This is a genomic window from Neptunomonas sp. CHC150 (genome assembly GCF_030397555.1).
Classification (GTDB): Bacteria; Pseudomonadota; Gammaproteobacteria; order Pseudomonadales; family Balneatricaceae; genus Neptunomonas; species Neptunomonas phycophila.
The window spans coordinates 363,072-388,582 of record NZ_JAPNXU010000006.1 but is presented as its reverse complement, the minus strand read 5'-3'; the positions used below and the strand labels follow the sequence as shown (position 1 = coordinate 388,582).

Here is a 25,511-nt window from a genome sequence, read left to right as displayed (position 1 = left end):
TAATCACCTTAATACCGTAAGCCTTCTGGCCTAAAAATCACTTTAATACGACGTAGGTTCCGGTCAAACAACACCGGATCAATTTCTGACGCCCGCGAGAATCGCCCTACCTTGTATACCGCATTTTCGGCCGAACGATCAAATCCCAGATCGCCACTACTTTGTACAATTTCAACGCTATCTATTTCTCCCGAAGGGAATAAAACAACCAATGCCGTTGCTTGCATACCATTGCGGGCTGTAGCGGGACGAATCCAGCGTCGCGATATTTCACTGACCACATAACTACTAAAATCAGCGACTGTTTGCTTGTTCTTCTCTAATGCCGCTTGGCGGCGTTTCTCTAACTCTGCTTTTTGTTTCGCTTCTGCCGCTGCTTTTTCAGCAGCAACACGCTCTGCCTCTTTACGTTTAGCTTCTTCGGCTTTGCGTTGCTTGTCAGCCTCCGCTTTTTTCTTAGCAGCTTCAGCGGCTTTTAACTTCTCAGCTTCAGCGGCTTTTTGCGCGGCCTCTTGCTTTTGTTTCTCAGCGGCTTTCTTTTTAGCTTCTTCCGCTAATTTCTTTTTCTCTGCTTCTGCCGCAGCTGCATCAGCTTTTTCCTTCTTGATTCGGGCGTCTTCTAGCTCTTTAGCTTTTGCCTTTTCTTGCTCAGCCTTCTTTTGCTCAGCCTCTTTCTTTTGTTGAGCCTCTTTAGCCTTCTGCTCTTCCAACTTTTTTTGAGCTTCTTGCTGCTTTTGCTCTTCAAGCTTCTTTTTTTGAGCTTGAGCTTCAGCCTGCTGCTTTCTTTCAGCTTTTTGAGCTTGTCTTGCCTGCTCTGCTTGTTCCTGCTTTTCTAACTCTGTCGCTTGGCGCGCTTGCTCGGCTTGTTTCTGAGCAGCTTCTTCTTTAGCTTCGGCAATTTGTTGCTGGTTTGCGACCTCTGTGGCCAATGATTTTAAATCAATCATCGTGGCTTGGATGTGCCGCGGTGTTTGACGCGGGTCTTGTCTCTGTTGAAACCAATGAGGAACCAACAAGAGCACCACACAAATGTGCACAAGTAACGCAAGTACAACCGGTAATATATAACTACGTATACGCACAGATAATTACTCAGTTACCAAGCCAACACTGGCTGCACCAGCCTGCTGCAACAATGCCATCAAACCAACCACTTTTTCATAGCTTACGTTTTTATCGCCACGAACAAGCAACAATTGGTTTGGTGTTTCATTTAAAATTTTCTCGACTCTTTCGGAAACTTCCTCTTGAGAGACCTGAGTAGTATCGTCACCGCCAATGTTAATATAATAAGCCCCGTCTTTATCCACGGTTACAACCACCGGCTCTTGATCCTGATCGTTTACTGGGTCAGAAGCGGCTTGAGGCAAATCAACACTGACACCTTGCGTCAGCATAGGGGCCGTAATCATAAAGATCACCAACAACACCATCATCACATCGATGTAGGGAACGACGTTTATATCCGCGTTAAGTTTCCGTTTTTTCTTCTGGCGTCTAATCATGATAAATACCTATAGAGAAAACGATTACAGCGGTGAATGAATACGACGATGCAAAATAGCGTAAAACTCTTCGGCAAAGGTTTCGTAATGACTCATCATCCCTTCTGATCGAGCAGAAAAACGGTTATAAGCAATTACAGCCGGAATAGCAGCAAACAAACCAATAGCGGTAGCGACAAGCGCTTCAGATATGCCTGGCGCAACAGAGGCCAAGGTTGCTTGATGTACATTAGCTAAACCACGGAATGAGTTCATAATTCCCCATACCGTACCAAACAAACCTATATAAGGACTTGTCGACCCCACAGTAGCCAAAAAGGGAAGATGCTGATCTAGCTTTTCTTCCTCTCGTGACAAAGCCACACGCATGCTACGTTGCACAGCGTCCATCACAGCGTCGGGATCATAATTCTTTTGTTGTGTCATGCGCGTGTATTCTTTGATACCCGAGCAAAAAATATGTTCTGCGCCCTCTAGCGCTTTATCAGTGTCGCTAAGTTCTCGGTAAAGCTGCCCCAAATCTACGCCGGACCAAAATCGCTCTTCAAATGCGCGCAACCCTTTTTTTGCTTTTCCAAAAACAGAAATCCGCTGAAAGATAACGATCCAAGAAAGAAAAGAGGCCAACACCAAGATAACCATTACAATTTGTACGACCAAACTGGCTTCGACTACCAGACTCCAGATCGAAAGCTGCTCACCCACTGTAAAAATCTCCAATACCAAACCGTTCTTACTTATGCCAATTCATAAGTAAACAACAAAAGATGCACGAATATCCTGCAAACCTATTCCATAGGCACAAATCTGTGATTGACGACCTTGGTAAAAGTTCAGCAGATGAGGTAATTAGGACGCTTTTAGCGACGAAAAGACCCTATTTAAGTGTGCACACAATATCAGGCGCGCAAATTTATACAAGATACGCAAGAGCCAAACCGCTAATATATTTTCAATACTCGCGGTGTGTTTTAAAAACAATTGTTTAGGAGGGTAAAACCAAGAGGCAGGCTAATCGATGGAGGGTTTATCGATGCCAAAATGGAGATAAGCATGATCGGTAACGACACGTCCTCGCGGTGTTCGCATAATATAGCCTTGCTGAATCAGATAAGGTTCTAAAACATCCTCTATTGTCTCTCGTTCCTCACTGATCGCAGCCGCTAAGTTATCAACCCCCACTGGACCACCCGCAAATTTCTCGATCATGACTAACAACAAACGACGGTCCATATGATCAAACCCTTGCTCATCCACACTCAGCATATTCAGCGCAAGGTCAGCAATAGGCTTGGTGATTTCACCATCGCCTTTAACTTCGGCATAGTCCCGAGCCCGTCGTAATAGGCGATTAGCAATTCGAGGAGTACCCCGGCTGCGCTTGGCCACCTCTTTTGCCCCCTCTTCACTAATAATCGTTCCTGATAAACGGGCTGAGCGCATCACGATATTGGTTAAGTCTTCGATATTATAAAACTCAAGACGCTGTACAATACCGAAGCGGTCTCGCAAGGGAGAAGTGAGTGAGCCAGCTCGGGTGGTTGCCCCAACCAAAGTAAAAGGAGGCAGATCGAGCTTAATGGATCGAGCGGCAGGCCCTTCACCAATAATTATATCCAGCTGGTAGTCTTCCATAGCAGGATACAAAACTTCTTCTACATTCGGGCTAAGGCGGTGTATTTCATCAATAAATAAAATATCACCGGCTTCTAAGTTTGTTAGTAAGGCGGCTAAATCTCCGGCTTTTTCTAAAATAGGGCCAGATGTTGTTTTAATATCGCCTTCCATTTCATGCGCGATAATATTAGCCAGCGTTGTTTTACCAAGCCCAGGAGGCCCAAAAATCAGTGTATGATCCAGCGCCTCACCGCGATTACGAGCCGCATGGATAAAAATTTCCATTTGCTCTTTAACAACGGGCTGACCGGTGTAATCCGATAGTTTTTGCGGGCGAATTGCACGATCGAACTGCTCTTCCACCTTACTAGTCTGTGTGGGCGCTATAAAGCGGTCCGCTTCGATCATTTACAACCTCGCAATAACATCGGGAAACCTACCATTGTACTTACTTATTCTCAGTGGCCTGCAGTATGAAGAAGTTTTAGCCAGAGACCATTGATTTAAGTGCTAACCGGATTAACGACTCGCTACTGTTAATATCGCCTAATTGTTTCTCGGCTTGGGCAACCGCTTTAGCAGCCAAGGCAGGCTTATAGCCCAGCGATACCAAAGCACTTTCTGCTTCTTGGCGGTATCCATCAATAGCAGCTGACGCGGCTTCAGGTAAATCATTACCCGTTAACTGGAAGTCGGCAGGCTCAGCGGCCGGTAATGTTTTTAGCTTATCCTTTAACTCGACTATTAGGCGCTCGGCAGTTTTTTTACCCACTCCAGGGATACGTGTAAGCGCGGCGGCATCTTCGCGCTGCATACAAGCCACCAGCTCTTGAGCTGTCATGCCGGACAAAATAGATAGAGCAAGTTTAGGCCCCACACCGCTGGCTTTAATCAACGCCCGAAATAAAGTGCGCTCGTATTTATCATAAAAGCCATACAATAACTGAGCATCTTCTCGCACTACAAAGTGGGTATATAGTGTAACGCTACAACCGGGATCTGGTAATTTGAAGCACGTATTCATCGACGCCTCGACGTCATACCCAACTCCATTCACATCCACCATGATATGAGGCGGCTGTTTTTCTGCTAATTCACCTTTTAAGCGTCCGATCACGTCTCTACCTACCCTATTTCACAAAGCCAACAACAGTGTATGAATATACAGTAGCCGTTTAAAAATACCAACTGCGAGTCGCGATACTTATCACACTCGCAGAAACTATTGCTTAAACCCTAGGATTACTCGTCAAAAAGTGCTTCAACAAACTCATCAGCTTTAAAAGGACGAAGGTCGTCTACTTGCTCCCCTACCCCAATAAAACGAATAGGTAACTTCAATTGCTTAGCAATCGCAAAAATAATGCCGCCTTTGGCTGTGCCATCTAACTTAGTCAGCGTAATACCTGTGACACCCACGGCTTCTTGGAAGATTTTAGCCTGACTCATGGCGTTTTGGCCGGTGCCTGCATCCAGAACCAACATAACTTCATGAGGTGCAGCTGGGTCGATTTTGCGCATGACTCGCACAACCTTTTCCAGCTCTTCCATTAGATGGTCTTTGTTTTGCAAACGTCCTGCCGTATCAGCAATTAATACATCAATAGATTTAGCTTTAGCTGATTGCACCGCATCAAACAACACGGAAGCCGAGTCGGCACCTGTATGCTGGGCAATGACCGGTACATTATTGCGCTCGCCCCACACTTGCAGTTGTTCAACAGCCGCGGCTCGGAAGGTATCGCCAGCAGCCAACATCACACTTTTCCCTTCGCTTTGGAAACGCTTTGTCAGCTTGCCTATCGTCGTTGTCTTACCTACCCCATTAACACCCACCATGAGAATCACATAAGGAGCATTCTCAGCTTGGGCAACTAACGGCTGTTCAACATCGCCTAATAACCCAGCCAGTTCATCTTTAAGAGCTTGATGCAAAGCTTGTGCATCCGCTAACTGATTACGTTGGACGCGCGAAGTAAGACGATCAATAATATCCGTTGTTGCTTCTACGCCTACATCGGAAGTTAGCAGCAGCGTCTCTATATCTTCGAGTAGCTCATCGTCTATTTCTTTTTTACCAAGAAAAAGTGTACCCAATTGCTCAGTCAAATTAGCCTTGGTCCTGCTTAACCCGGCTTTAATACGAGCAAACATGCCTTTCTTTTGCGGCGATTCGTCTGTTACAACAGCGGGTGTGGCAGCTGGCGTATCAATCACTACAGGCTCTGGGGCCTTATCGGCTTCAGGCTCTGTTTGCACTTCGGTCACTTCAGGCTCTTGCGCACTTTCTGCTTGCATGTCTTGCGGGGCAGACACAGGCTCTTTAGCGGAAACGGGAAGTTCATCCTTTATGGCGGCAGCGGCATCGTGTACCACTTCGGTTGATTCTTCTGAAAGCGTATCTGGGATGGTGTCGTTTACTTGCTCACTCGACTGGGACGCTTCGTCTACTTTATCTTCAGGAAGCTTGTCAGCGGTTTCAACTGATACTACTTCTCCCTGCTGTACATCTGATTCGTTAACGTCCTGTTTATCTTCATTAGAAGAGAAGATAGATTTCAGCTTTTTGAACATGGATAATCCCCAAACACCTAAACCAATCTCCTATTGAAAGAACCAAAAAAGAAAGGCTAACTATTCTGTTGTTACTGGTATGATTTGAAAGGGCTAATCTTATCATAGAGAGCCGCTGTACAAACCTATTGATGGAAATTTGTCACGTCTATGGAATTTATTTGGATACTTTTCGCATTTGTCTGCGGCTTACTTGTTAAATACTTCAACTTTCCTGCCCTAATCGGCTTTTTGATTGCTGGCTTTTTGTTAAATTTCTTAGGCTTTGAGCCTACGGAAAGCTTAGAGACGTTGGCGCATTTGGGTATAACACTCATGCTGTTTACCATTGGGCTAAAACTGCATGTTAAAGATTTATTGAAACAAGAAGTTTGGGCTACCTCACTGTTACATATGGGAGCCTGGACTCTGGTCATGGGCACCTTGATTATTGGGCTCAGCATCCTTAGCTTGCCGTACTTTATCGACATAGATTTCAAAACAGCGGCTCTTTTAGGGTTTGCGTTTAGTTTTAGTAGCACCGTGTGCATTGTGAAACTGCTAGAAGAAAGCGGTGAAATGAAAACGCGCCATGGACAAATCGCCATTGGCGTTCTTGTCGTGCAAGATATTGCAGCGGTCGTTTTCTTGGTGTTTGCTACAGGAAAAATCCCCTCACCATGGGCTTTGTTGCTTTTTGGCTTAGTGTTTATTCGACCAGCACTGGATGTTCTATTACTTCGTGTAGGTCACAGCGAAATGCTGCCACTGTATGGCTTTTTCTTAGCGATAGGTGGTTATCAACTATTTGAATTGGTGGGTGTAAAAGGTGATTTTGGAGCGCTCGTTTTTGGTGTCTTACTAAGCCATCACCCCAAAGCTACTGAGCTCACTAAATCGTTATTAAGCTTTAAAGACCTATTCTTAATTGGCTTTTTCTTATCCATTGGCTTTACCGCATTGCCAACGTGGTCAATGCTAGGAATAGCCAGTTTGTTGTGCATATTATTGCTCGTAAAAGCGTTAATGTTCTTCGCCGTTTTTACGCGGTTTAAGCTACGTGGTCGCACCTCATTTCTTGGTGCTCTAGCCCTGAGCAACTTCAGCGAATTTGGCCTGATCGTAGCGGCTTTATGCGTGGATTCGGGATGGCTTAACAAAGAATGGTTAGTCATTTTGGCGCTTTCGGTCTCCCTTTCTTTTATTGTCACTAGCTTACTTTATCGCAATGCCCATCATTATTATTTGGCCTATAAAGATACCATCAAGACTTTCCAATCAGCTAAACGCCTACCTGAGGATGAGTTCATTCAACCGCCTGAAGCTGATATTTTGGTCATTGGTTTGGGGCGTGTGGGCACCGGCTCTTTTAAAGCTTTGCAGAACATGATTGATAAGCGTGTTGTTGGCCTTGATGCGGACCGTCAACGAGTAGAACGTTATCAAAAAGAAGGGCTTAATGTTTTTTTTGGTGACGGTGAAGATGCTGATTTATGGGAGAGCTTTGACCTGTCCGGCATCAGCTTAGTGCTACTTGCACTGCCATCTATTGATGATAATCGCAACATCACCAATCAACTCCACAAAGCTAACTTTAACGGGAAAATAGCCGCCATCGCTCGCTACCCTGACGAACGCAATGAGTTACTCGAAGCAGGTATTGATAACGTATTTAACTTCTACACAGAAGCGGGTATCGGTTTTGCAGAAGAGAGCTTGTTACTCATTGGTGAACAACCAAATGGGGCGGCTCTCTCTCACTAACTAGTAACAAAAAAAGCCCCGCTCAAGCGGGGCTAAAGAAGTAGTAGCTAATTATCCCTGATAGGTAACATAACCAGCTATAGGCCTACTTCAAACTTACAATCAATGCATAATTAAAAACTATCGCCGGGAACTCGGATCCAGCCTTCCATGAGCACTCTGGCACTGCGGCTCATTACCGCTTTTTTAACCTGCCACTGACCAGACTCTAACGTAGCTTCTGCCCCCACTCGCAGTGTCCCGGAAGGATGCCCAAAACGCACAGCCGTTCGTTCACCACCACCTGCGGCTTGATTAACCAAAGTGCCCGTTACAGCGGCTGCGGCTCCTATTGCTACAGCAGCTGTCCCCATCATGGCGTGGTGTAACTTACCCATTGATAACGCCCGTACTAACAAGTCCACATCGTTTGTCGTCACCGACTTTCCACTGGACGATACGTAATCACTCGGTTGAGCAACAAAAGCTACCTTAGGTGTATGCTGGCGCGTAGACGCCTCGGATATATGGGATATTAGCCCCATCTTAACCGCGCCATGGGCCCTGATGGATTCAAAGGTCGCTAGCGCCTTAACGTCACTATTAATATCATCTTGTAACTCCGTGCCACTGTAACCGAGGGCCTGAGCCTCAACAAAAATCGTCGGTATACCGGCATTAATGAGTGTTGCTTTTAACGTCCCCACACCCGGAACCACCAAGTCATCCACTAGGTTACCTGTTGGAAACATAGCGCCTTCCCCGTCGGCCGGATCCATAAACTCTACTTGCACCTCAGCCGCTGGAAAAGTAACGCCATCTAACTCAAAATCGCCTGTTTCTTGGACGGCACCATCCGTCATTTGAACATGAGCAATAATCGTTTTTTGAATATTAACCTGCCAAATACGTACAATGGCCGTTCCGTTTTCAGGGACACGACTGGGATCCACTAAACCATTACTAATAGCAAACGCACCAACCGCGGCCGTTAAATTGCCACAATTTCCACTCCAATCAACAAACGGCTTATCGATAGATACTTGGCCAAACAGGTAATCAACATCGTGATCAGCTTGCTCACTTTTAGATAAAATAACCGTTTTGCTGGTACTTGACGTCGCCGCTCCCATACCATCAATTTGCTTGCCGTAGGGGTCTGGGCTACCCATTACGCGTAGTAATAAATTATCACGCGCCGCGCCGGGTGTTTGCGCGGAAACAGGCAGGTCCTTTAAGCTAAAAAACACCCCTTTGCTAGTGCCGCCGCGCATATATGTCGCCGGGATTTTTATTTGAGGCAAAATACTCATCGTGAATACTCCTAAAACAAGGTGCCAATACTACTTATTAATGATCAGCACCTGCTTATAATGTGAAGGCTAGGCTGCAGTCGACTCTAAAAAGTCTTGTGCAAAGCGCTGCAAAACGCCGCCAGCACTGTAAACGGACACCTCTTCTGCCGTGTCTAAACGACAAATTACCGGCACACGGAGCTCTTCACCATTTCTTCGATGGATAATCAAAGTTAATTCAGCTCTCGGTTTAATCGCACCTTCTACATCAAAGGTTTCGGTGCCATCAATTTGATATGTATGACGCGTTTCTCCGGCAATAAACTCACAAGGAAGTACTCCCATGCCAACCAAGTTGGTACGGTGAATACGCTCAAACCCTTCGGCCACGATAACCTCGACACCAGCCAAACGAACGCCTTTAGCTGCCCAATCACGTGAGGAACCTTGTCCATAATCCGCACCCGCAATAATTATCAGTGGCTGCTTTCGTTCCATATAAGTTTCGATAGCCTCCCACATCCGGCTTTCTTTACCTTCAGGCTCGATACGTGCCAACGATCCTTGTTTAATTTCACCCTGTTCATCAGTACACATTTCATTGAGAAGCTTGGGGTTCGCAAACGTTGCACGTTGTGCCGTTAGGTGGTCTCCACGGTGAGTTGCATAAGAGTTAAAATCTTCTTCTGGCAAGCCCATTTTATGCAGGTACGCCCCAGCGGCACTGTTTAACATGATGGCATTGGAAGGCGACAAATGATCAGTGGTAATGTTATCTCCCAACACGGCTAATGGACGCATACCTTTCATGGTTCGCTCGCCTGCTAGCGCTCCTTCCCAATAAGGAGGACGACGTATATAAGTACTTTGTGGCCGCCAGTTGTACAAAGGGCTCTCTGAACGCTGCGCTTTTCCTAGATCAAACATTGGAATATAGATTTGATTAAATTGCTCAGGTTTAACGCTTGTGGCTACTATCGCATCGATTTCTTCATCTGTTGGCCAGATATCTTTTAGCGTAATTGGCTTACCATCTTTGTCAGTTCCTAGCGCATCTTTTTCAATATCAAAACGGATCGTCCCAGCAATCGCATACGCAACAACCAATGGTGGAGAAGCCAAAAATGCTTGCTTAGCGTACGGATGAATCCGTCCATCAAAATTCCTGTTGCCCGACAACACCGCGGTCGCATACAGGTCCCTATCAATAATTTCTTGCTGGATCTTAGGATCCAGTGCACCGCTCATTCCGTTACAGGTTGTGCAAGCAAAGCCAACAATACCAAACCCAAGCTGCTCCAGCTCAGGCAGCAATCCAGACTCTTCCAAGTACAATTGAGCAACTTTAGATCCAGGAGCAAAAGACGTTTTAACCCATGGCTTTCGTACAAGGCCTAAGGCATTCGCTTTTTGGGCAATCAAGCCTGCAGCCACCACATTGCGAGGGTTACTGGTATTGGTACAACTAGTAATGGCCGCGATGATTACCGCCCCATCAGGCATTAGACCGGACTCTTCTTTCCAAGCCCCCGCAATACCACGGGCTTCAAGGTCGGACGTAGGTAAACGGCGGTGAGGGTTCGATGGTCCTGCCATGTTACGACCAACACTTGATAAATCGAAGGTTAGAACGCGCTCATAGCGTGCGCCAGCTAAATCATCTGCCCACAGACCTGTTTGTTTTGCGTATTTTTCGACAAGAGCAACCTGCTCAGGCTCGCGGCCCGTTAATTTAAGGTAATCAATCGTTTGCTCGTCGATATAAAACATGCCTGCCGACGCCCCAAACTCAGGCGTCATATTCGAGATAGTCGCTCTATCTCCAATCGTTAAATTTTTGGCCCCGTCTCCAAAAAACTCTAAATAGGAAGAAACGACTTTTTGGTTGCGTAAAAATTCGGTAATGGCCAGTACTATATCAGTTGCCGTAATGCCAGGCTGACGCTTGCCCACCAGCTCAACCCCAATAATATCCGGTAAGCGCATCATTGACGGGCGCCCAAGCATGACTGTCTCGGCTTCTAACCCCCCAACCCCTACCGCTATCACTCCCAATGCATCAATATGTGGAGTGTGACTATCGGTTCCAACACAGGTATCGGGGAAAGCAACGCCTTCGCGGGATTGGATAACCGGAGACATCTTCTCAAGGTTGATCTGATGCATAATGCCATTGCCAGCGGGTATGACATCCACATTTTCAAAGGCTGTTTTTGTCCATTCAATGAAATGAAAACGGTCCTCGTTACGGCGATCCTCAATAGCACGGTTTTTTTCAAATGCGTCTGCATCGAAGCCAGGAGCCTCTACCGCAAGCGAATGGTCTACAATAAGCTGCGTAGGGACTACGGGATTAACTTTTGAAGGATCACCACCTTGATCGGCAATAGCGTCACGCAGACCCGCTAGATCAACAAGAGCAGTTTGGCCTAAAATATCATGGCACACGACGCGTGCTGGGTACCAAGGAAAGTCCAGATCTTGTTTGCGTTCAATTAATTGTTTGAGGGCGTCAGTAAGCAGTTCTGGCTCACAACGACGTACAAGTTGTTCGGCCAAAACGCGTGAAGTATAAGGTAAAGCCGCGTAAGCATTGGGCTCAATTGCATCTACCGCTTCGCGAGTGTCAAAATAGTCTAATGACGTACCAGGCAGTGGTTTTCGATAATTAGTATTCATAACAGCATCCTAAAAGTGATTATGCAGCTATCACCCGCCTCCATTCTTTTGATATTCAGAAAGTCAGGGATAAAAGCAAAAAGTGGGTATACCGCGCTTTACGATTTTTAAAGCGCGTATAATGGACTGAGCTTAGGAACGCTCAGCAATGGGAACCCACTCACTAGAATCAGGGCCGGTATAATCAGCGCTGGGGCGAATAATCCGGTTGTTAGCACGTTGCTCCATTACATGTGCCGCCCAGCCGGAAGCACGAGAGCAAACAAAAATCGGTGTAAACAACTTAGTAGGTATGCCCATGAAGTGATAGGCCGATGCATGGAAAAAGTCTGCATTACAAAACAGTTTTTTCTCCCGCCACATGACCGACTCAACTCGCTCAGAGACAGCGTAAAGCGAGGTATCCCCTACTTGCTCCGATAGCTTTTTAGACCATGCCTTAATAATACTGTTACGAGGGTCGCTATCACGGTAGATAGCATGACCAAACCCCATAATTTTATCTTTTCGGGATAGCATCCCCATAATGGCGTCTTCAGCTTCATCAGCATCGCTCCACTGCTCAATCATATCCATCGCAGCTTCATTGGCACCCCCATGTAAAGGCCCGCGTAAAGATCCTATTGCAGCCGTGATACAGCTATGAATATCCGACAAGGTTGAGGCGCAAACCCGCGCTGTGAAAGTGGATGCATTGAACTCGTGCTCAGCATATAAAATAAGTGAAGCATGCATTACATCTATATGTAATTGTTCAGGTTTCTTATCATGAAGGGTCCACAAAAACTGTTCACCAATAGAGTCTGCTTCTGTTTCAACATTGATACGCTTACCGTGGTGGCTATAGTTGTACCAATAATTAATCAAGCCTGGAAATACAGCTAACATACGGTCTATTTTTTCGTGTTGCTCGCTAAAATCATGTTCAGTTTCAAGATTACCTAACATCGAACAACCCGTACGCATAACATCCATTGGATGAGCATCTGCCGGAATATTTTCTAGTACCGTTTTTAAGGCAGAAGGCAATTGACGCAAAGACTTCAACTTCGCTTTATAAGCATTAAGCTCCGCTTGATTAGGAAGTTTTCCGTACAGCAATAAATACGCAACTTCTTCAAACTCTGCATGATCAGCTAGCGCTTTGATGTCATAACCACGATACGTTAAACCTGCACCAGATTGACCCACTGTACAAAGGGCGGTCTCCCCTGCTGATTGGCCACGCAGACCTGCTCCAGTCAATTTTTTTGCTTCTGCCATTGTCATTTCTCCTTATGACATCGAGTAGTTCTGTTGCTGTACTCGTGCCATTTTTTATCTTTATTATCTTTTAATATGCCTTACTTGTTTTTGCCTTCAGCAAAGAGCGCATCGAGCTTTTGCTCAAAATCGTGGTAGTTCAAAAAGTCATACAGCTCCATACGGGTTTGCATAGTATCAATGACGGCTTTCTGGTCTCCATCACGCAAGATCGACTCAAATACATTAAGTGCGGCTTTATTGGCAGCACGGAACGCCGACAAAGGATATAACACCATTGTTGCTCCATGCAGAGCCAACTCTTCTTTGTTAAACAACGGAGTCGCGCCAAATTCTGTGATATTGGCTAGTAAATGGGCACCGCCTATGCCGTCTGCAAAGGCCTTATAATCATCTAACGTATGAACGGCTTCTGCGAAAATTCCGTCGGCTCCTGCTTCCAAACACGCTTGAGCACGCTCGACGGCGGCTTCTAAACCTTCCATCTGAAATGCATCAGTTCGTGCAATGATAAAAAAATCATCATCGGTTTTCGCATCCACTGCTGCTTTAACGCGATCGACCATTTCTTCTTTAGAAACAATCTCCTTATTAGGTCGATGTCCGCACCGTTTCTGAGCCACTTGATCTTCAAGGTGGATAGCGCCCGCCCCAGCCTTAATCATCTCTTTAACTGCACGCCCGATATTAAAGGCACCACCCCAGCCCGTATCAATATCGACAAGTAGCGGTGTCTCTACTGCACTACTGATGCGCCTAACATCTTCTAACACGTCATTCATTGACGTCATGCCCAGATCAGGTAAACCGTAGGAAGCATTGGCTACACCACCGCCAGACAAATAAATGGCTCGGTGGCCAACTCGCTCAGCCATCATGGCATGATAGGCGTTAGTCGTGCCGACAATTTGCAGCGGCTGAGTTTCATTGAGTGCTTGACGAAATCGAGCACCAGCGCTTGGATTAGCCATGAATTTCCCCTTTGATGTTGGATGACAAGTTGAGTTTGTTTTCGATATTCTGACGTGCTGCGCTGATATGACGACGCATTAACAGTTCAGCCAGTTCAGGATCACGCGCCTCTATCGCATCGACTATCTGTCGATGCTCTTTCAAAGCACGTTTCGGGCGAGAGCTTGATACACTAAATTGGTATCGGTACATGCGGACAAGGTGATATAGATCGCTGCCAAGCAGTTCTAGCAGTTTCTCATTTTTACTACCTTGAACTATGCGGTAATGAAAATCGAGATCACCTTCTTTTTGAAAATAGGAGCGTCCATCAAGCTCCTGCACACTGCGCTCATGTTCATCGAGTAACGAGCGCAAGTCGGCAATCTCTTCATCCGACATATGCAGGGCAGCCATACGGCAAGCCATGCCCTCTAAAGCTTCGCGGACATGATAAATTTCGACTAGTTCTTTTATCGACAATTGAACCACGCGCGCACCAACATTTGGTTTACGCTCTATAAGGCGCAACCCTTCAAGGCGTCGCATCGCTTCTCGTAATGGACCACGGCTAATACCATAGGTACGAGCCAATTCAGGCTCACTTATTTTTTGGCCTGATGGAATCTCGCCTTTAACAATAGCCGTTACAATTTCAGCACATACACGATCAGCGAGTGTGATGACTTCTACCGGTAATTCACGGATATTTGATTTGGTTGTCATAACCGTACTCTCTACAGATTGTCGACAATATTTATAGAGAAGTACGATAGCGCAGCAAAATTAGGCCGTCAACAAACCTAAAGTCTAAGATTGTCTACATAATTCCGGTTTTAGGAGTCATTCAAATTAGCTCGCGTAGAACCTTTTTGCTTCGTTATTCATCGTTTTAGCGATATTACGAGGCTTTTGATAAGGTAAAGAATGATCAGTACCTGGCACCATAATGTAATGCCAATTTGGCAAAGTATCATCCAGATGCTGATGATAGTCATGCATGGCATCCACACTCAGCCCGCCTATAAAGCTCGTCACATCACCTTGCGCCGCAATAAGCGCAGGCCTATCTACCTCATTAATCGTCGCTGTAACGCAATCTAACGCATTAGCAAACCCAATGGGCCTATGACCTAAACGTGACATCGTTAAGGCTTCTACCTGCTTGGAGATGCGCCTATTGGGAGAAATCGTATTCATAAACGCTAAAATCCCAACACTTTTATCCGCTGCACGGAGGTGACGAGTCGCCTCGCTGTATTTCTTACGTAGTGCTTTTGTTTCGTCCCATGTTGGTCGATCTAATAAAGCAGACTCTAATAAGAACTGCTTACCTATGCGGCTTGGATACTGCTGTTTATATAGCATAGCGACCATGCCTCCCATAGAATAACCACCTAAATCGAAGCTCCACCAGCCTAAGTAGTCAGCCAAAGAAGACAGATCAGTAACGAGATCAGATGCTGTAAATGACTCTTCTTCACCACTTAAAGGCCATGTATCCCCCATACCGCGCAGATCTGGAATCAGGACTTCTTGCCATTGATCTAACATCTTCGCGATAAATGACCATGTATCCATGCCCGCAACACCCGCGCCGTGCAATAACACAATTCGGCGTCCATTTTTAACATCTGGGTTAGTATACAAACGATAAGTAATAGACTGACCATTGGTTTCTAGTGTCAAAGCCGGCCACTGCATGTCATCAATCATGGAACAAAATCTCTTCAGTCAATCGTTTAGCCCCGTCGAATGACGGCAGAATAACGAATGTAGTTTATAAACCTAGTAATAACTCAGCACGTAAACTCATGTGTCGACAATTTCCTGCCAACTCCTAACAACGCACTATGGGTGCTCATTATACTGGCGCACTATGATTTGTCTTATCATGCTCGCATGATGTCGCCTATTTCCTTAAAATACGCGCTTCTATTATTCCTAACATAAGGATTAGCCGTGCCCGGCCCAATTCCACTTAGTTACAGCACTTCAAGTACCGAATACTTTGAGCGCATCCGCTCGCTTGGCGGAGCTTGGCTACTGGACAGCGGAAAACCAGATAGCGAACGAGGACGATTTGATATACTTGTTGCTCAACCAGCATTTCGTGTTCGCTACGCACAAGGAGCAACGCAAATACTAGCAGGGACGGCTAATGAAGCGTGGTCTATCAACGAGCACAACACCCGCTTTACGCAGACACACCCAGAACTGGCACAATTACTACATCACTATAGCGAAACAAGCCTTAGCGCTACCAAACCATTTAACCTGCTTAAATCGCTGCATTTATTGCTAGCTCAGCGTCAAAGCACCCATGAAGAAATACCCTTTTATTCAGGGTTTGTAGGCTACTTTGGATACGATCTAGGCCGCACACTAGAAACCTTACCCCAACATGCAGCAAACGAGTTACACATCCCTGATATGGAGGTAGGTTATTACCAATGGGCCATCATTGTTGACCATGAGAATCAAGAAGCATCGCTGGTCGCGCATGATCAATTTCCTGAAAGCAGCCTAAAACAGCTCGCAGACCTCATCTGCTCTTCAGACAACAAGAGCAAGTCTATTCGTTTTAAGATAACCCAAGCTTTTGCGAGCAACACACAAGAAGATCAATACCATCAGCGACTCAAGCAAATAAATGAGTACATCCACGCGGGTGACTGTTATCAAGTCAATTTTGCTCATCGTTTTCGCGCCGAGTACGAAGGTGACCCATGGCAGGGGTATAAAACACTTCGAGCTGCTGCCCCTACTCCTTTTTCGGCCTATCACGATACCGACAGGGGCGCGATTTTATCTCTATCACCTGAGCGCTTTGTGATGTGCGATGAAACAGGCAAAGTAACCACGCAGCCTATCAAAGGTACACGACCTCGGGATAACAACCCTGAAATAGACAATGCCTATATAAACGACCTAATCACCTCTGAAAAAGACCGTGCAGAAAATGTAATGATCGTTGATTTGTTACGAAACGATATTAGCAAAACATGTATAGCCGGTAGTGTGAAAGCGCAAAAACTGTTTGATGTAGAACATTACAAGAATGTTCACCACCTAGTCAGCACCGTAATTGGCCAGCTGCAACCCCAGCAAACCCCGATCGATTTACTTGAACATTGCTTTCCTGGAGGCTCCATCACAGGAGCGCCCAAAATTAGAGCGATGGAAATTATTGACGAACTAGAATCACACCGACGCCACATTTACTGCGGCAGCATCGGCTATATATGTAACAGTGGGCGTATGGATACCAGTATTACTATCCGTACGTTGTTAGCCGAAAATAACGCTATGTATACGTGGGCCGGTGGTGGAATTGTTGCTGATTCAGTATCCAGTGCTGAATATCAAGAAACGTACGATAAGATCAATAATCTACTAAAAGCGCTAGAAACGGACGCCTAACTGGCTCGCCAGCCGTTCCAAAATTATCTAGCAGACACAAACGCTAATAATAATTGACCGATTGATCAATTAAACACCAATAACTGTTCTATTTTGCCCACATAATCATATATGATCATGATTCAGCTACGGGTATTGTTAGATGGATTTACGATTCAAGGAAGCCGCCGTAACAAAGCGCTTCTACATATCATTATTGGCAACAACATTAGTTATTTGTGCACTCCTGACAATCAATCAATACTTGATGGTATCGACTAATACAGGCTCCCCAGTTACCAATAAAGGCGATATTAGCCTTTCGAACTATTCTCCCGTTGTAGTCAAAGCCGAACACATTTCTTATCTGACAGAAAATAGCTCAATTAATACAAACGATTTACTTAACTCGACATTAGGCCAGTGGAAGACAATTGAATCCAAGCACCTATCACTAGGCCGTAGAGATATGGCTATCTGGTATCGAATACCAATAAAGAATACAAATGCCACCACTATAAATCAGGTATTAGAAATACAATGGCCTAATTTATATTCCGCCGAGCTTTACCGCTATAACACCAATTTATTGTCTTACGCTGTGCAGCACAGAGGGCTGAGCACCCAACCTATTCCTAACCGCACCAGCTCACCCACACCCGCTTTTTATTTTACGCTAGCGCCACATGAGTCCACGGTGCTTTATCTGCGCGTTAAAACAAGCTATTTCCAATATGTCCCAATGACCTTCTGGGCGGAAACGCTTTTCCAACAGCAATTACAATCAAAAATTATTATCTACTCGTTATGCTTTGGTGCACTGAGCGCCATGCTGATTTTCAATCTATTTTTATTTCTTAAATTACGTTCCAAAACATATATTTTCTATTCAATGTATATTTTAAGCATAAATTTTTATCAGTTATGCGTTACCGGCTACGGCCAAAACATGTTATGGTTCAATAACATACCGCTAAAGCTCATAAGTTATGAGTTATCTGTTTATTTGGGCTTTTTATTCTGTAACGTTTTTATTCGTTACTTTCTACACCTCAAAAGAAACTTAAAACGCGTCAACTCAATACTCATCATTTATTGGTCAATGGCGACCCTAAGTTTACTGATGGGTTATTCAATACCGCAGCAAGTCTCCGAAATAGTAGCCGCGCTTTCTTGTCTAATCGCCCTATTTACTGGGTATTACTTATTCATTAGAGGGTATCGTAATGCCTTGTACTTCTGTATTGCATGGGTATTCCTCACCCTATCGGCTATTGCACTCCTATTAATGGTTATCGGCTTTTTGCCGTACAGCCCCATTATTGAGTACGGACAAATGATGGGCTTTGTTACGGCAGTACTGACCATATCACTAGCCTTGGCAGGCAACCTTCATGTTGAACGGCTGCATAGAATTGTGGCGCAAGAGAAAGCTCTACAGCTAGAAAAGCAAGTGAGTAATGAGCGTGCCGCCAAGCTAGCAGCGCACAAGGCGCTTCTTAAAGCACAAGATGAACAAAACGCATTACTCGAGCAGAAGGTAATTCACCGAACCCATGAGCTTGAGTTTTTAGCACACCAACTAGAAACAGCGAATCAACAACTCTCAGAGATCAGCCTTACGGATCCGCTCACGAATTTAAACAACCGCCGCTTCCTCGATCAAAACTTGGAAATGGTGTCTAAATCAGCTACCCGCGCAAACAGCACGCTCTCCATGTTGCTAATTGATATTGATCATTTTAAGAATATTAATGACACTTATGGACATCTAGCCGGCGATACTTGCTTAGTCAAAATTGCTGGCATATTGAAGAAGCATATTAATAGGGCTACAGACAGTATTGCTCGGTACGGGGGAGAAGAATTTGCGATTGTTCTACCTGGAACCCATGAAAAGGATTTAGTCATCATCGCTGAGGCTCTTCGCAAGGATGTAGCAGACAGCCATGTCAGTTTTAATGGCCACAAAATCAAGCTGACCGTGAGCATTGGTTGCGCCACCGTTAGGCCAAGTGAATTCATTCCGCCTGACTGCTTAATCGCTCTGACGGATAAAGCGCTTTATAGGGCCAAAAATAATGGCCGCAATCGCTGCGAGTGCTCGTTTACGCTGTAGGACAAAGCATCATTCTTGTTTGCTTTCTAGATGCCGGCGTAACTCATTCAAATCTTTAATTTGTTTGATCTCTTCAAAAAGCCCGTCAGCCTCTTCTCGCTGCGAGCGCATCATTTTGAGCCATTGCTTGATACGTCCATGCACATAGCGAGGCATCATTTGCGACTCTACCATCGTAAAGTACTGCAACAGCATATTGATGATAGATTGCCACTGTGCAGATTCACTCTGATTTCCATTATTGATAGCTTTGATCATCATTGCCAGCTCAGGGCGTGCGATCAACCCGCGACCAATCATTACATCAGCACACCCACTAATTTCGCGGCAGCGTTGGTAATCATCGGGCGTCCAAATTTCGCCGTTTGCCACCACTGAAATAGTCAAATGCTCTTTAAGACGTGCTATCCATTCCCAATGCGCAGGTGGCTTATAGCCTTCTACTTTGGTTCGTGCATGAATAACGACTTCTGACGCTCCAGCCTCTTGAATAGCTAACGCATTCTCTAACGCAAGTGACTTATCTTTGTTTCCCAGCCGCATCTTCGCGGTAACAGGCGTCGCTTTGGGGACCGCGGCTCTAACCGCTGAGATAATGTCATGTATGACTTGAGGTTCATCCAGCAGTACCGCGCCACCTCGATGCTTGTTAACCGTTTTAGAGGGACAACCAAAATTAAGGTCAACCGATGGGGAACCTAATGCAGCCGCTTTGGCTGCATTACCCGCCAGTGTCTCGGGGTTACTGCCTAGTAATTGCACAGCAACCGGAACACCGTGAGACGTTCTTGCAGAGGTGAGTAGTTCAGGTGCAAAACGTGTAAAGACATGCCTAGGTAAGACCTGATCCGTAATACGTATAAACTCAGTCACACATTGATCTACCCCACCAAACTGAGTAATCAAATGCCGTACAGAAGCGTCGACAACACCTTCCATAGGCGCAAGGATAATTCGACCGGTGTTGAGGGTAGGCATGCTATTTCACTATTTGATAAGGTAGAAAAAAGAAAGATGAACGGTAGAACGAGAACAGCCGCGCTTATGTTCGAGCTCAGATATTTCCAGCGAGACTTAACGTGGCTCAAGCTAGCTATATTCTCGCTAACTTGAGCGCTGTAGGATCAAACTGCAGCTAAACCTAACTCTAAATCACGACGTATATCGTCTAAATCTTCTAAACCAACTGAAAGACGAATCAAGTTATCGTTTACCCCGGCCTCAGCACGCGCTTCTGGTGTCATTCGTCCATGCGTTGTTGTGGCAGGATGGGTGATTGTCGATTTTACATCACCTAGATTACCCGTAATGGACATCATTCTGGTTGAGTCAATAAAGCGCCAAGCCGCTTCTTTATCCCCTTTCACCTCAAAAGATAAAACGCCGCCAAAAGCTTTCTGCTGTTTTTTAGCCAACAGATGTTGTGGATGCTCCTCAAGGCCGGAATAAAATACGTTTTCAACCTCAGGCCGAGCTTGCAACCAGCGCGCAATCTCAAGAGCAGCCCGACTATGAGCATCCATACGCAACTTGAGCGTTTCCAAACCTTTTTGAAAAACCCAAGCGTTAAACGGACTCATACACGCACCACCTGTACGAATAAAACCGTAGATTGCTTCCATCAGTTGGTGCGAGCCAAGCACTACACCACCGATACAACGCCCCTGACCATCAAGGTATTTAGTCGCTGAGTGCACAATAATATCAGCCCCTAACTTCAACGGCTGCTGAAGTGCAGGCGTGAGAAAACAGTTATCAACAACTAACAGAGCATCTACGCCATGGGCAATATCAGCAATCGCTTGAATGTCGCAAATCTCAGCTAAAGGATTAGATGGGGATTCAAGAAAAAACAGTTTAGTATTGGGCTGTATAGCTTCACGCCAAGCATCTAACGATTTTGGATCAACGTAAGTCGTCGTAATCCCTGCTCGGCTTAAGTACTTATCAAATAATGAGATAACTGAACCGAATACACTGCGTGAACATACGATATGGTCACCTTGCTGCAACAGAGATAAGCCAACACTTAAGATGGCCGACATTCCTGAAGAGGTAGCGACACCACGCTCAGCACCTTCCAACGCAGCCAAACGTCGCTCAAATGCGGCTACCGTTGGATTAGTGAAACGGGAATAAATATTCCCTTCTTCTTCCCCACCGAAACGCGCAGCAGCTTCACGAGCGCTTGAATAGACAAAGCTGGAGGTAGGAAAAATCGCATCAGAGTGCTCACCTTCCATAGTACGGTTTTGGCCCGATCGTACCGCCAACGTTGAAAACTCAGCCTCGGGAAGGTCAAATTGAATACGTTCTTCTCTTTCAAAGCCAGACTTTGCCATAACCTATGTGTTCCTACTGAATCTTTGTATGAAGATCGGCTGACGCTTCATCGGCGTGTTCAGACGTCTCCTCATCAACCTTCGCAAGGTCATTACGTTTTTGATCTAGACGCACTAGATAACGCTCATCAATATCGCCCGTCACATAATGCCCATCAAATACTGAGCTATCAAAATGTGTAATACCTGAGTGCTCTTCCGAAACAGACGCCTGCAGGTCTGACAGATCTTGATAGAGCATCCAATCAGCACCGATAGCTTCACCAATTTCGTCTTCAGTTCGGTTGTGAGCTATAAACTCGGTAGGCGAAGGCATATCGATGCCATAAACGTTAGGGAAACGCACTGGAGGTGCTGCAGAAGCAAAGTATACTTTGCGCGCACCCATGTCTCTGGCCATCTGTACAATTTGCTTTGAGGTAGTACCGCGTACGATAGAATCATCTACCAGCATAACTACCTTACCCTTGAACTCAGATTCAATAGGGTTAAGTTTACGACGCACTGAACGCTTGCGCTGAGTTTGTCCCGGCATAATAAAGGTACGGCCGATGTAACGGTTTTTAATGAAACCTTCCCGGAAAGTCACGTTAAGGTGCTTTGCCATTTCCAGCGCCGACGTACGGCTGGTATCGGGGATAGGAATGATGACATCAATATCGTGTTCTGGGCGCTCCCGTTGCACTTTTTCAGCAAGCTTTACACCCATACGCATACGCGCTTGGTGAACATTAACGTCATCGATAATAGAGTCCGGACGAGCCAAATATACAAACTCAAATAAACATGGAGTCAGTGACGTTTTCTCTGCGCATTGACGTGTATGAATATTGCCTTGCATATCAATAAAAATTGCTTCACCAGGCTCGATATCACGCACGCGAGTAAACCCAGAAATATCTAAAGCAACGCTCTCAGAGGCAACCATCGTCTCTTCGCCTCCCTCAATAGAGCGAGTTCCGTATACTAGGGGACGAATACCGTTAGGGTCGCGAAAAGCTAAAATACCATAGCCTGTGATTACAGCGACAACCGCATAACCACCTTTTACTCGCTTATGTACATTGGCAACTGCAGCAAAAATATCATCAGCATCAGGCACAAGCTTACCTTGCTGCTGAAGTTCATGAGCAAATACATTTAATAAAACTTCAGAATCCGAAGTAGTATTAATATGACGAAGATCTGCACGGAACATTTGATCAGCCAACTCATCAGCGTTGGTGAGGTTACCGTTATGGCATAAAGCAATACCATAAGGGGAGTTCACATAAAACGGTTGAGCTTCAGCCGCACTCGAGCTGCCCGCTGTAGGATAACGAACATGGCCAATACCCATGTTGCCCATTAAACGTTTCATGTGACGTGTGCGAAACACTTCGTTCACAAGTCCATTGTCTTTACGCATGTAAAAACGGTTACCTTCACAGGTCACCATACCGGCTGCATCCTGACCGCGGTGTTGAAGCACTGTGAGTGCATCAAAAATAGTCTGGTTAACAAAAGACTTGGCTACAATGCCGACAATACCGCACATGCAAACTACCTCAAGAGGAAATAAAATAAGCGTCAGACCTGATAAGCAGGCCACAAAATTTAATTAACGTCCTGCGTTCCAAATGACCTGCCCTACTTCTGTGGCGATCTCTTTGGTCCAATTTTCCATTAACACAAAATGCGGAATCAATTGGGATTGATTCCACCAAATGTCCTGTACAGCTGGGGTGTTAGCAAGCAGCGCCACTATCACCACAACAATTAATCCACCACGCACAATACCAAACCCCATACCCAAGATTCGGTCTGTGCTACTTAAACCTGTTGCATGAACAAGCATTTCAACCAAATTACTCAGTAACGCGCCAACAATTAAGGTAAGCACAAATAAAATGGCGAAAGACGTCACTATTCTAAAAGAAGGTGTTTGGATGTAGTCGACCAATACGCTTGCTAATGCTTCACCAAAAAGACGAGCGACTATAAAAGCGGCAACCCATGTGGCAAGCGACAAAGCCTCTTTCATGAAGCCACGACGCAGGCTGAAAAGCCCTGAAATAACAACAATACCGATGATTGTCCAATCAGCCCAGTTCATTGATTCCATAGATACCCAATTAATTTTGCGCGCATTCTACCAGACACCTCAGCGTAACCCAATCACTGAGTCGTGAAACGAATAATGATGCCGTCTAAAGCAAAGTCATTTTTTAAGGTTTCTTTTAGAGCCTCTAAACGATCACGTTTTAAATCAGGCCCCACATACACCTTATACAGCTCAGCCTGACGACGGGTATATACCTTATGCCCTGCACCAACCAACTGCTTTCGTAAAGCTCTAGCGTTTGCCTCATCTTTAAAGCTGGCTAGTTGCAATGTCCACGCAACAGGTACATTTTGCTCATCAAGTTGCGGTGCTGGCTCATTGGTGCCAACAACAGGCTTTTTCGCTTCTTCTGCCACGGTTTCATCGCTGTCAGCGGGCGCCGTTTGAGCATCAACTTGAACGACTACCGGAGGCTTAATTTCCTTAACAGGAGCCACCTCCATTGTATCCGGCAAAGGTTTAGATTGAGGTTCAATATCAACCATTTCCGGCATTTGAGGCGCAACAGGGATACGAGAAGATAAATGACGCTCTTTGTAACCCTCTCCGGTTAGCAACCAAGGCAAAATAGCAATCGCTGCCAACCCGACAACAAGCAGACCAACAATTCTTTTCTTTCGGTCTATATCCATCTAAATCACATCCCTTCCTAAGGCTGCATAAGCTTCACCCACTGTGTAAAACGATCCAGCCACAACGATAAGCTTAGTTTCTGCACGCTGTTCCAAATAAGCCAATGCAGTTGATACATCATGATGACACACAGGAACATCGCTTGCCTGTGGCTTATGCGCTTTTTCCCAACAGGCTTTTAATTGATCTGCAGTCTGGCCTCGATTAACGCTCAAACCTACAAAATGCCACTCATTAACGATTGGGGCTAGAGCTTCAATCACCGCGGTGCAGTCCTTATCGCTCAACATTCCCAACACTAACGTAATCGGCGTTTTCAACTTGGCGAGCTGTTCGCCCAAGTACTGAGCAGATTGCGGATTATGAGCGACATCTAATAAATACTGCTGCCCATTATGCGCAAAGCAATCCATGCGCCCTGCTACTTTAGCGACCGTCAACCCACGCGAAATGTCACTCTCAGTTACATCTAAACCTGATAATGCTATCGCTTGAAGCACGGTTGCCGCATTTTGTAGCGGCAGAGAAGGAATAGGTAAATTCGTATAAGTAAGCGGTTGTTTTTTGCTATCGGCGCCGCTCCAATCCCATGAATTGGTTTCGTGCGTAAAATTAAAGTCTTGCCCAACTTGAAATAGAGGAGCACTAATTAATTGCGCATAATCGGAGATACTATTAGGTGGAGCTGGATCGCCACAAACAGCAGGGGTTGACTCACGAAAGATCCCTGCTTTTTCTCGACCGATACTTTCTCGATTATCACCCAACCAATCAACATGGTCTATATCGATTGTTGTAATAACGGCGACGTCTGCATCAACCAAATTAACAACGTCTAACCGCCCGCCTAGCCCTACTTCCAATAGTGCAACATCCGGCTTGCGTTGAGCTATTAACCACAAGGCCGCCAACGTGCCCATTTCAAAATAAGTTAGCGAGATATTCCCGCGCGCTTGATCAACAGCGTTGAATGCTGACACTAACTGGTCATCTGTTGATAATAGGCTATTAAAACGTATGCGCTCGTTATATCGGTTTAAATGAGGTGAGGTATAACAAGCCGTTGCATAACCGGCTGCCTGCAAGATTGCATCAAGCATAGCGACCGAAGAACCTTTACCATTAGTGCCCGCTACTGTAATAACGGTCACGCCCTCAAATGAGAGGTTCAAGCTATCATACACTTGGCGGCAGCGGTCTAAACCCATATCGATAGCAACAGGGTGACTAGCTTCCATCCAAGAAAGCCATTGAGCCAAAGTAAATTCAGATCTATTCATTTACTTGATACACATCCAAAAAGAA

General features: G+C 45.5%; 21 protein-coding genes. 3 read left to right on the top strand and 18 right to left on the bottom strand.

Annotated elements, in window-relative coordinates; all coding sequences use genetic code 11:
• Positions 1 to 8 precede the first annotated feature (8 nt).
• From tolA to ftsY, 6 genes are all read right to left on the bottom strand, one after another.
• A complete protein-coding gene (gene tolA, locus OW491_RS07865) occupies positions 9 to 1,082 on the bottom strand; it encodes a cell envelope integrity protein TolA (RefSeq protein WP_290035462.1) in 1,074 nt (357 codons plus the stop codon).
• Positions 1,083 to 1,088: 6 nt separating this feature from the next.
• Complete coding sequence (gene tolR / locus OW491_RS07860) at positions 1,089 to 1,505, bottom strand: protein TolR (RefSeq protein WP_075172319.1); 417 nt, start codon at positions 1,503 to 1,505, stop codon at positions 1,089 to 1,091.
• Positions 1,506 to 1,529: 24 nt separating this feature from the next.
• The gene (tolQ, locus tag OW491_RS07855) at positions 1,530 to 2,210 is read right to left on the bottom strand and encodes a protein TolQ (protein ID WP_178969768.1); all 681 of its coding nucleotides are present in this window, start codon (positions 2,208 to 2,210) and stop codon (positions 1,530 to 1,532) included.
• Positions 2,211 to 2,516: 306 nt separating this feature from the next.
• A complete protein-coding gene (gene ruvB / locus OW491_RS07850; RefSeq protein WP_075172321.1) occupies positions 2,517 to 3,530 on the bottom strand; it encodes a Holliday junction branch migration DNA helicase RuvB in 1,014 nt (337 codons plus the stop codon).
• Positions 3,531 to 3,606: 76 nt separating this feature from the next.
• Positions 3,607 to 4,239 carry a Holliday junction branch migration protein RuvA gene (gene ruvA, locus OW491_RS07845; protein WP_075172322.1) on the bottom strand — a complete coding sequence of 211 codons (633 nt, stop codon included), beginning with the start codon at positions 4,237 to 4,239 and terminating at the stop codon, positions 3,607 to 3,609.
• Between the two features lie 125 nt (positions 4,240 to 4,364).
• Positions 4,365 to 5,696, bottom strand: coding sequence for a signal recognition particle-docking protein FtsY (ftsY, locus tag OW491_RS07840; RefSeq protein ID WP_290035459.1), 1,332 nt, complete (start codon positions 5,694 to 5,696; stop codon positions 4,365 to 4,367).
• 150 nt (positions 5,697 to 5,846) lie between these two features.
• Between ftsY and OW491_RS07835 the strand changes: the two genes are divergently transcribed.
• Entirely contained in the window at positions 5,847 to 7,439 is a 1,593-nt protein-coding gene (locus OW491_RS07835) for a cation:proton antiporter family protein (protein ID WP_290035457.1), read from the top strand.
• A 113-nt stretch (positions 7,440 to 7,552) separates the two neighbouring features.
• Here OW491_RS07835 and prpF read toward each other — a convergent pair whose 3' ends face one another.
• From prpF to OW491_RS07805, 6 genes are all read right to left on the bottom strand, one after another.
• Entirely contained in the window at positions 7,553 to 8,731 is a 1,179-nt protein-coding gene (prpF, locus tag OW491_RS07830; RefSeq protein WP_290035455.1) for a 2-methylaconitate cis-trans isomerase PrpF, read from the bottom strand.
• A gap of 69 nt (positions 8,732 to 8,800) precedes the next feature.
• On the bottom strand, positions 8,801 to 11,392 hold the full coding sequence (acnD, locus tag OW491_RS07825; protein ID WP_290035454.1) for a Fe/S-dependent 2-methylisocitrate dehydratase AcnD: 2,592 nt from the start codon (positions 11,390 to 11,392) through the stop codon (positions 8,801 to 8,803).
• A gap of 132 nt (positions 11,393 to 11,524) precedes the next feature.
• Entirely contained in the window at positions 11,525 to 12,655 is a 1,131-nt protein-coding gene (gene prpC / locus OW491_RS07820) for a 2-methylcitrate synthase (RefSeq protein WP_075172326.1), read from the bottom strand.
• An 80-nt stretch (positions 12,656 to 12,735) separates the two neighbouring features.
• Positions 12,736 to 13,626 carry a methylisocitrate lyase gene (gene prpB / locus OW491_RS07815; RefSeq protein ID WP_075172327.1) on the bottom strand — a complete coding sequence of 297 codons (891 nt, stop codon included), beginning with the start codon at positions 13,624 to 13,626 and terminating at the stop codon, positions 12,736 to 12,738.
• Positions 13,619 to 14,332: a GntR family transcriptional regulator gene (locus OW491_RS07810; protein WP_075172328.1), complete on the bottom strand. Its 714-nt coding sequence runs from the start codon at positions 14,330 to 14,332 to the stop codon at positions 13,619 to 13,621. The genes prpB and OW491_RS07810 overlap by 8 nt, the downstream gene beginning before the upstream one ends.
• A 126-nt stretch (positions 14,333 to 14,458) precedes the next feature.
• Positions 14,459 to 15,322 (bottom strand): alpha/beta hydrolase, encoded by an 864-nt coding sequence (locus OW491_RS07805; protein WP_290035452.1) that lies wholly within the window; start codon positions 15,320 to 15,322, stop codon positions 14,459 to 14,461.
• 246 nt (positions 15,323 to 15,568) lie between these two features.
• Here OW491_RS07805 and pabB point away from each other — a divergent pair, with 246 nt between their 5' ends.
• On the top strand, positions 15,569 to 17,029 hold the full coding sequence (gene pabB, locus OW491_RS07800) for an aminodeoxychorismate synthase component I (RefSeq protein WP_290035451.1): 1,461 nt from the start codon (positions 15,569 to 15,571) through the stop codon (positions 17,027 to 17,029).
• A gap of 142 nt (positions 17,030 to 17,171) precedes the next feature.
• Entirely contained in the window at positions 17,172 to 19,127 is a 1,956-nt protein-coding gene (locus tag OW491_RS07795; RefSeq protein WP_290035449.1) for a diguanylate cyclase, read from the top strand.
• 9 nt (positions 19,128 to 19,136) lie between these two features.
• On the opposite strand, the gene OW491_RS07790 is transcribed toward OW491_RS07795, so the two are convergent.
• The 6 genes from OW491_RS07790 to folC all read right to left on the bottom strand — a co-directional run bounded on the left by OW491_RS07790 (position 19,137) and on the right by folC (position 25,486).
• Positions 19,137 to 20,105 (bottom strand): tRNA-dihydrouridine synthase, encoded by a 969-nt coding sequence (locus OW491_RS07790; protein WP_246813402.1) that lies wholly within the window; start codon positions 20,103 to 20,105, stop codon positions 19,137 to 19,139.
• Positions 20,106 to 20,251: 146 nt separating this feature from the next.
• A complete protein-coding gene (locus OW491_RS07785) occupies positions 20,252 to 21,469 on the bottom strand; it encodes an O-succinylhomoserine sulfhydrylase (protein WP_075178969.1) in 1,218 nt (405 codons plus the stop codon).
• 13 nt (positions 21,470 to 21,482) lie between these two features.
• Positions 21,483 to 23,006 (bottom strand): amidophosphoribosyltransferase, encoded by a 1,524-nt coding sequence (gene purF, locus OW491_RS07780; RefSeq protein ID WP_075172333.1) that lies wholly within the window; start codon positions 23,004 to 23,006, stop codon positions 21,483 to 21,485.
• Between the two features lie 63 nt (positions 23,007 to 23,069).
• Entirely contained in the window at positions 23,070 to 23,564 is a 495-nt protein-coding gene (locus OW491_RS07775) for a CvpA family protein (RefSeq protein ID WP_075178970.1), read from the bottom strand.
• A 62-nt stretch (positions 23,565 to 23,626) separates the two neighbouring features.
• Complete coding sequence (locus OW491_RS07770; protein WP_277251894.1) at positions 23,627 to 24,205, bottom strand: SPOR domain-containing protein; 579 nt, start codon at positions 24,203 to 24,205, stop codon at positions 23,627 to 23,629.
• Complete coding sequence (folC, locus tag OW491_RS07765; RefSeq protein ID WP_290035446.1) at positions 24,206 to 25,486, bottom strand: bifunctional tetrahydrofolate synthase/dihydrofolate synthase; 1,281 nt, start codon at positions 25,484 to 25,486, stop codon at positions 24,206 to 24,208.
• Positions 25,487 to 25,511: the final 25 nt, after the last annotated feature.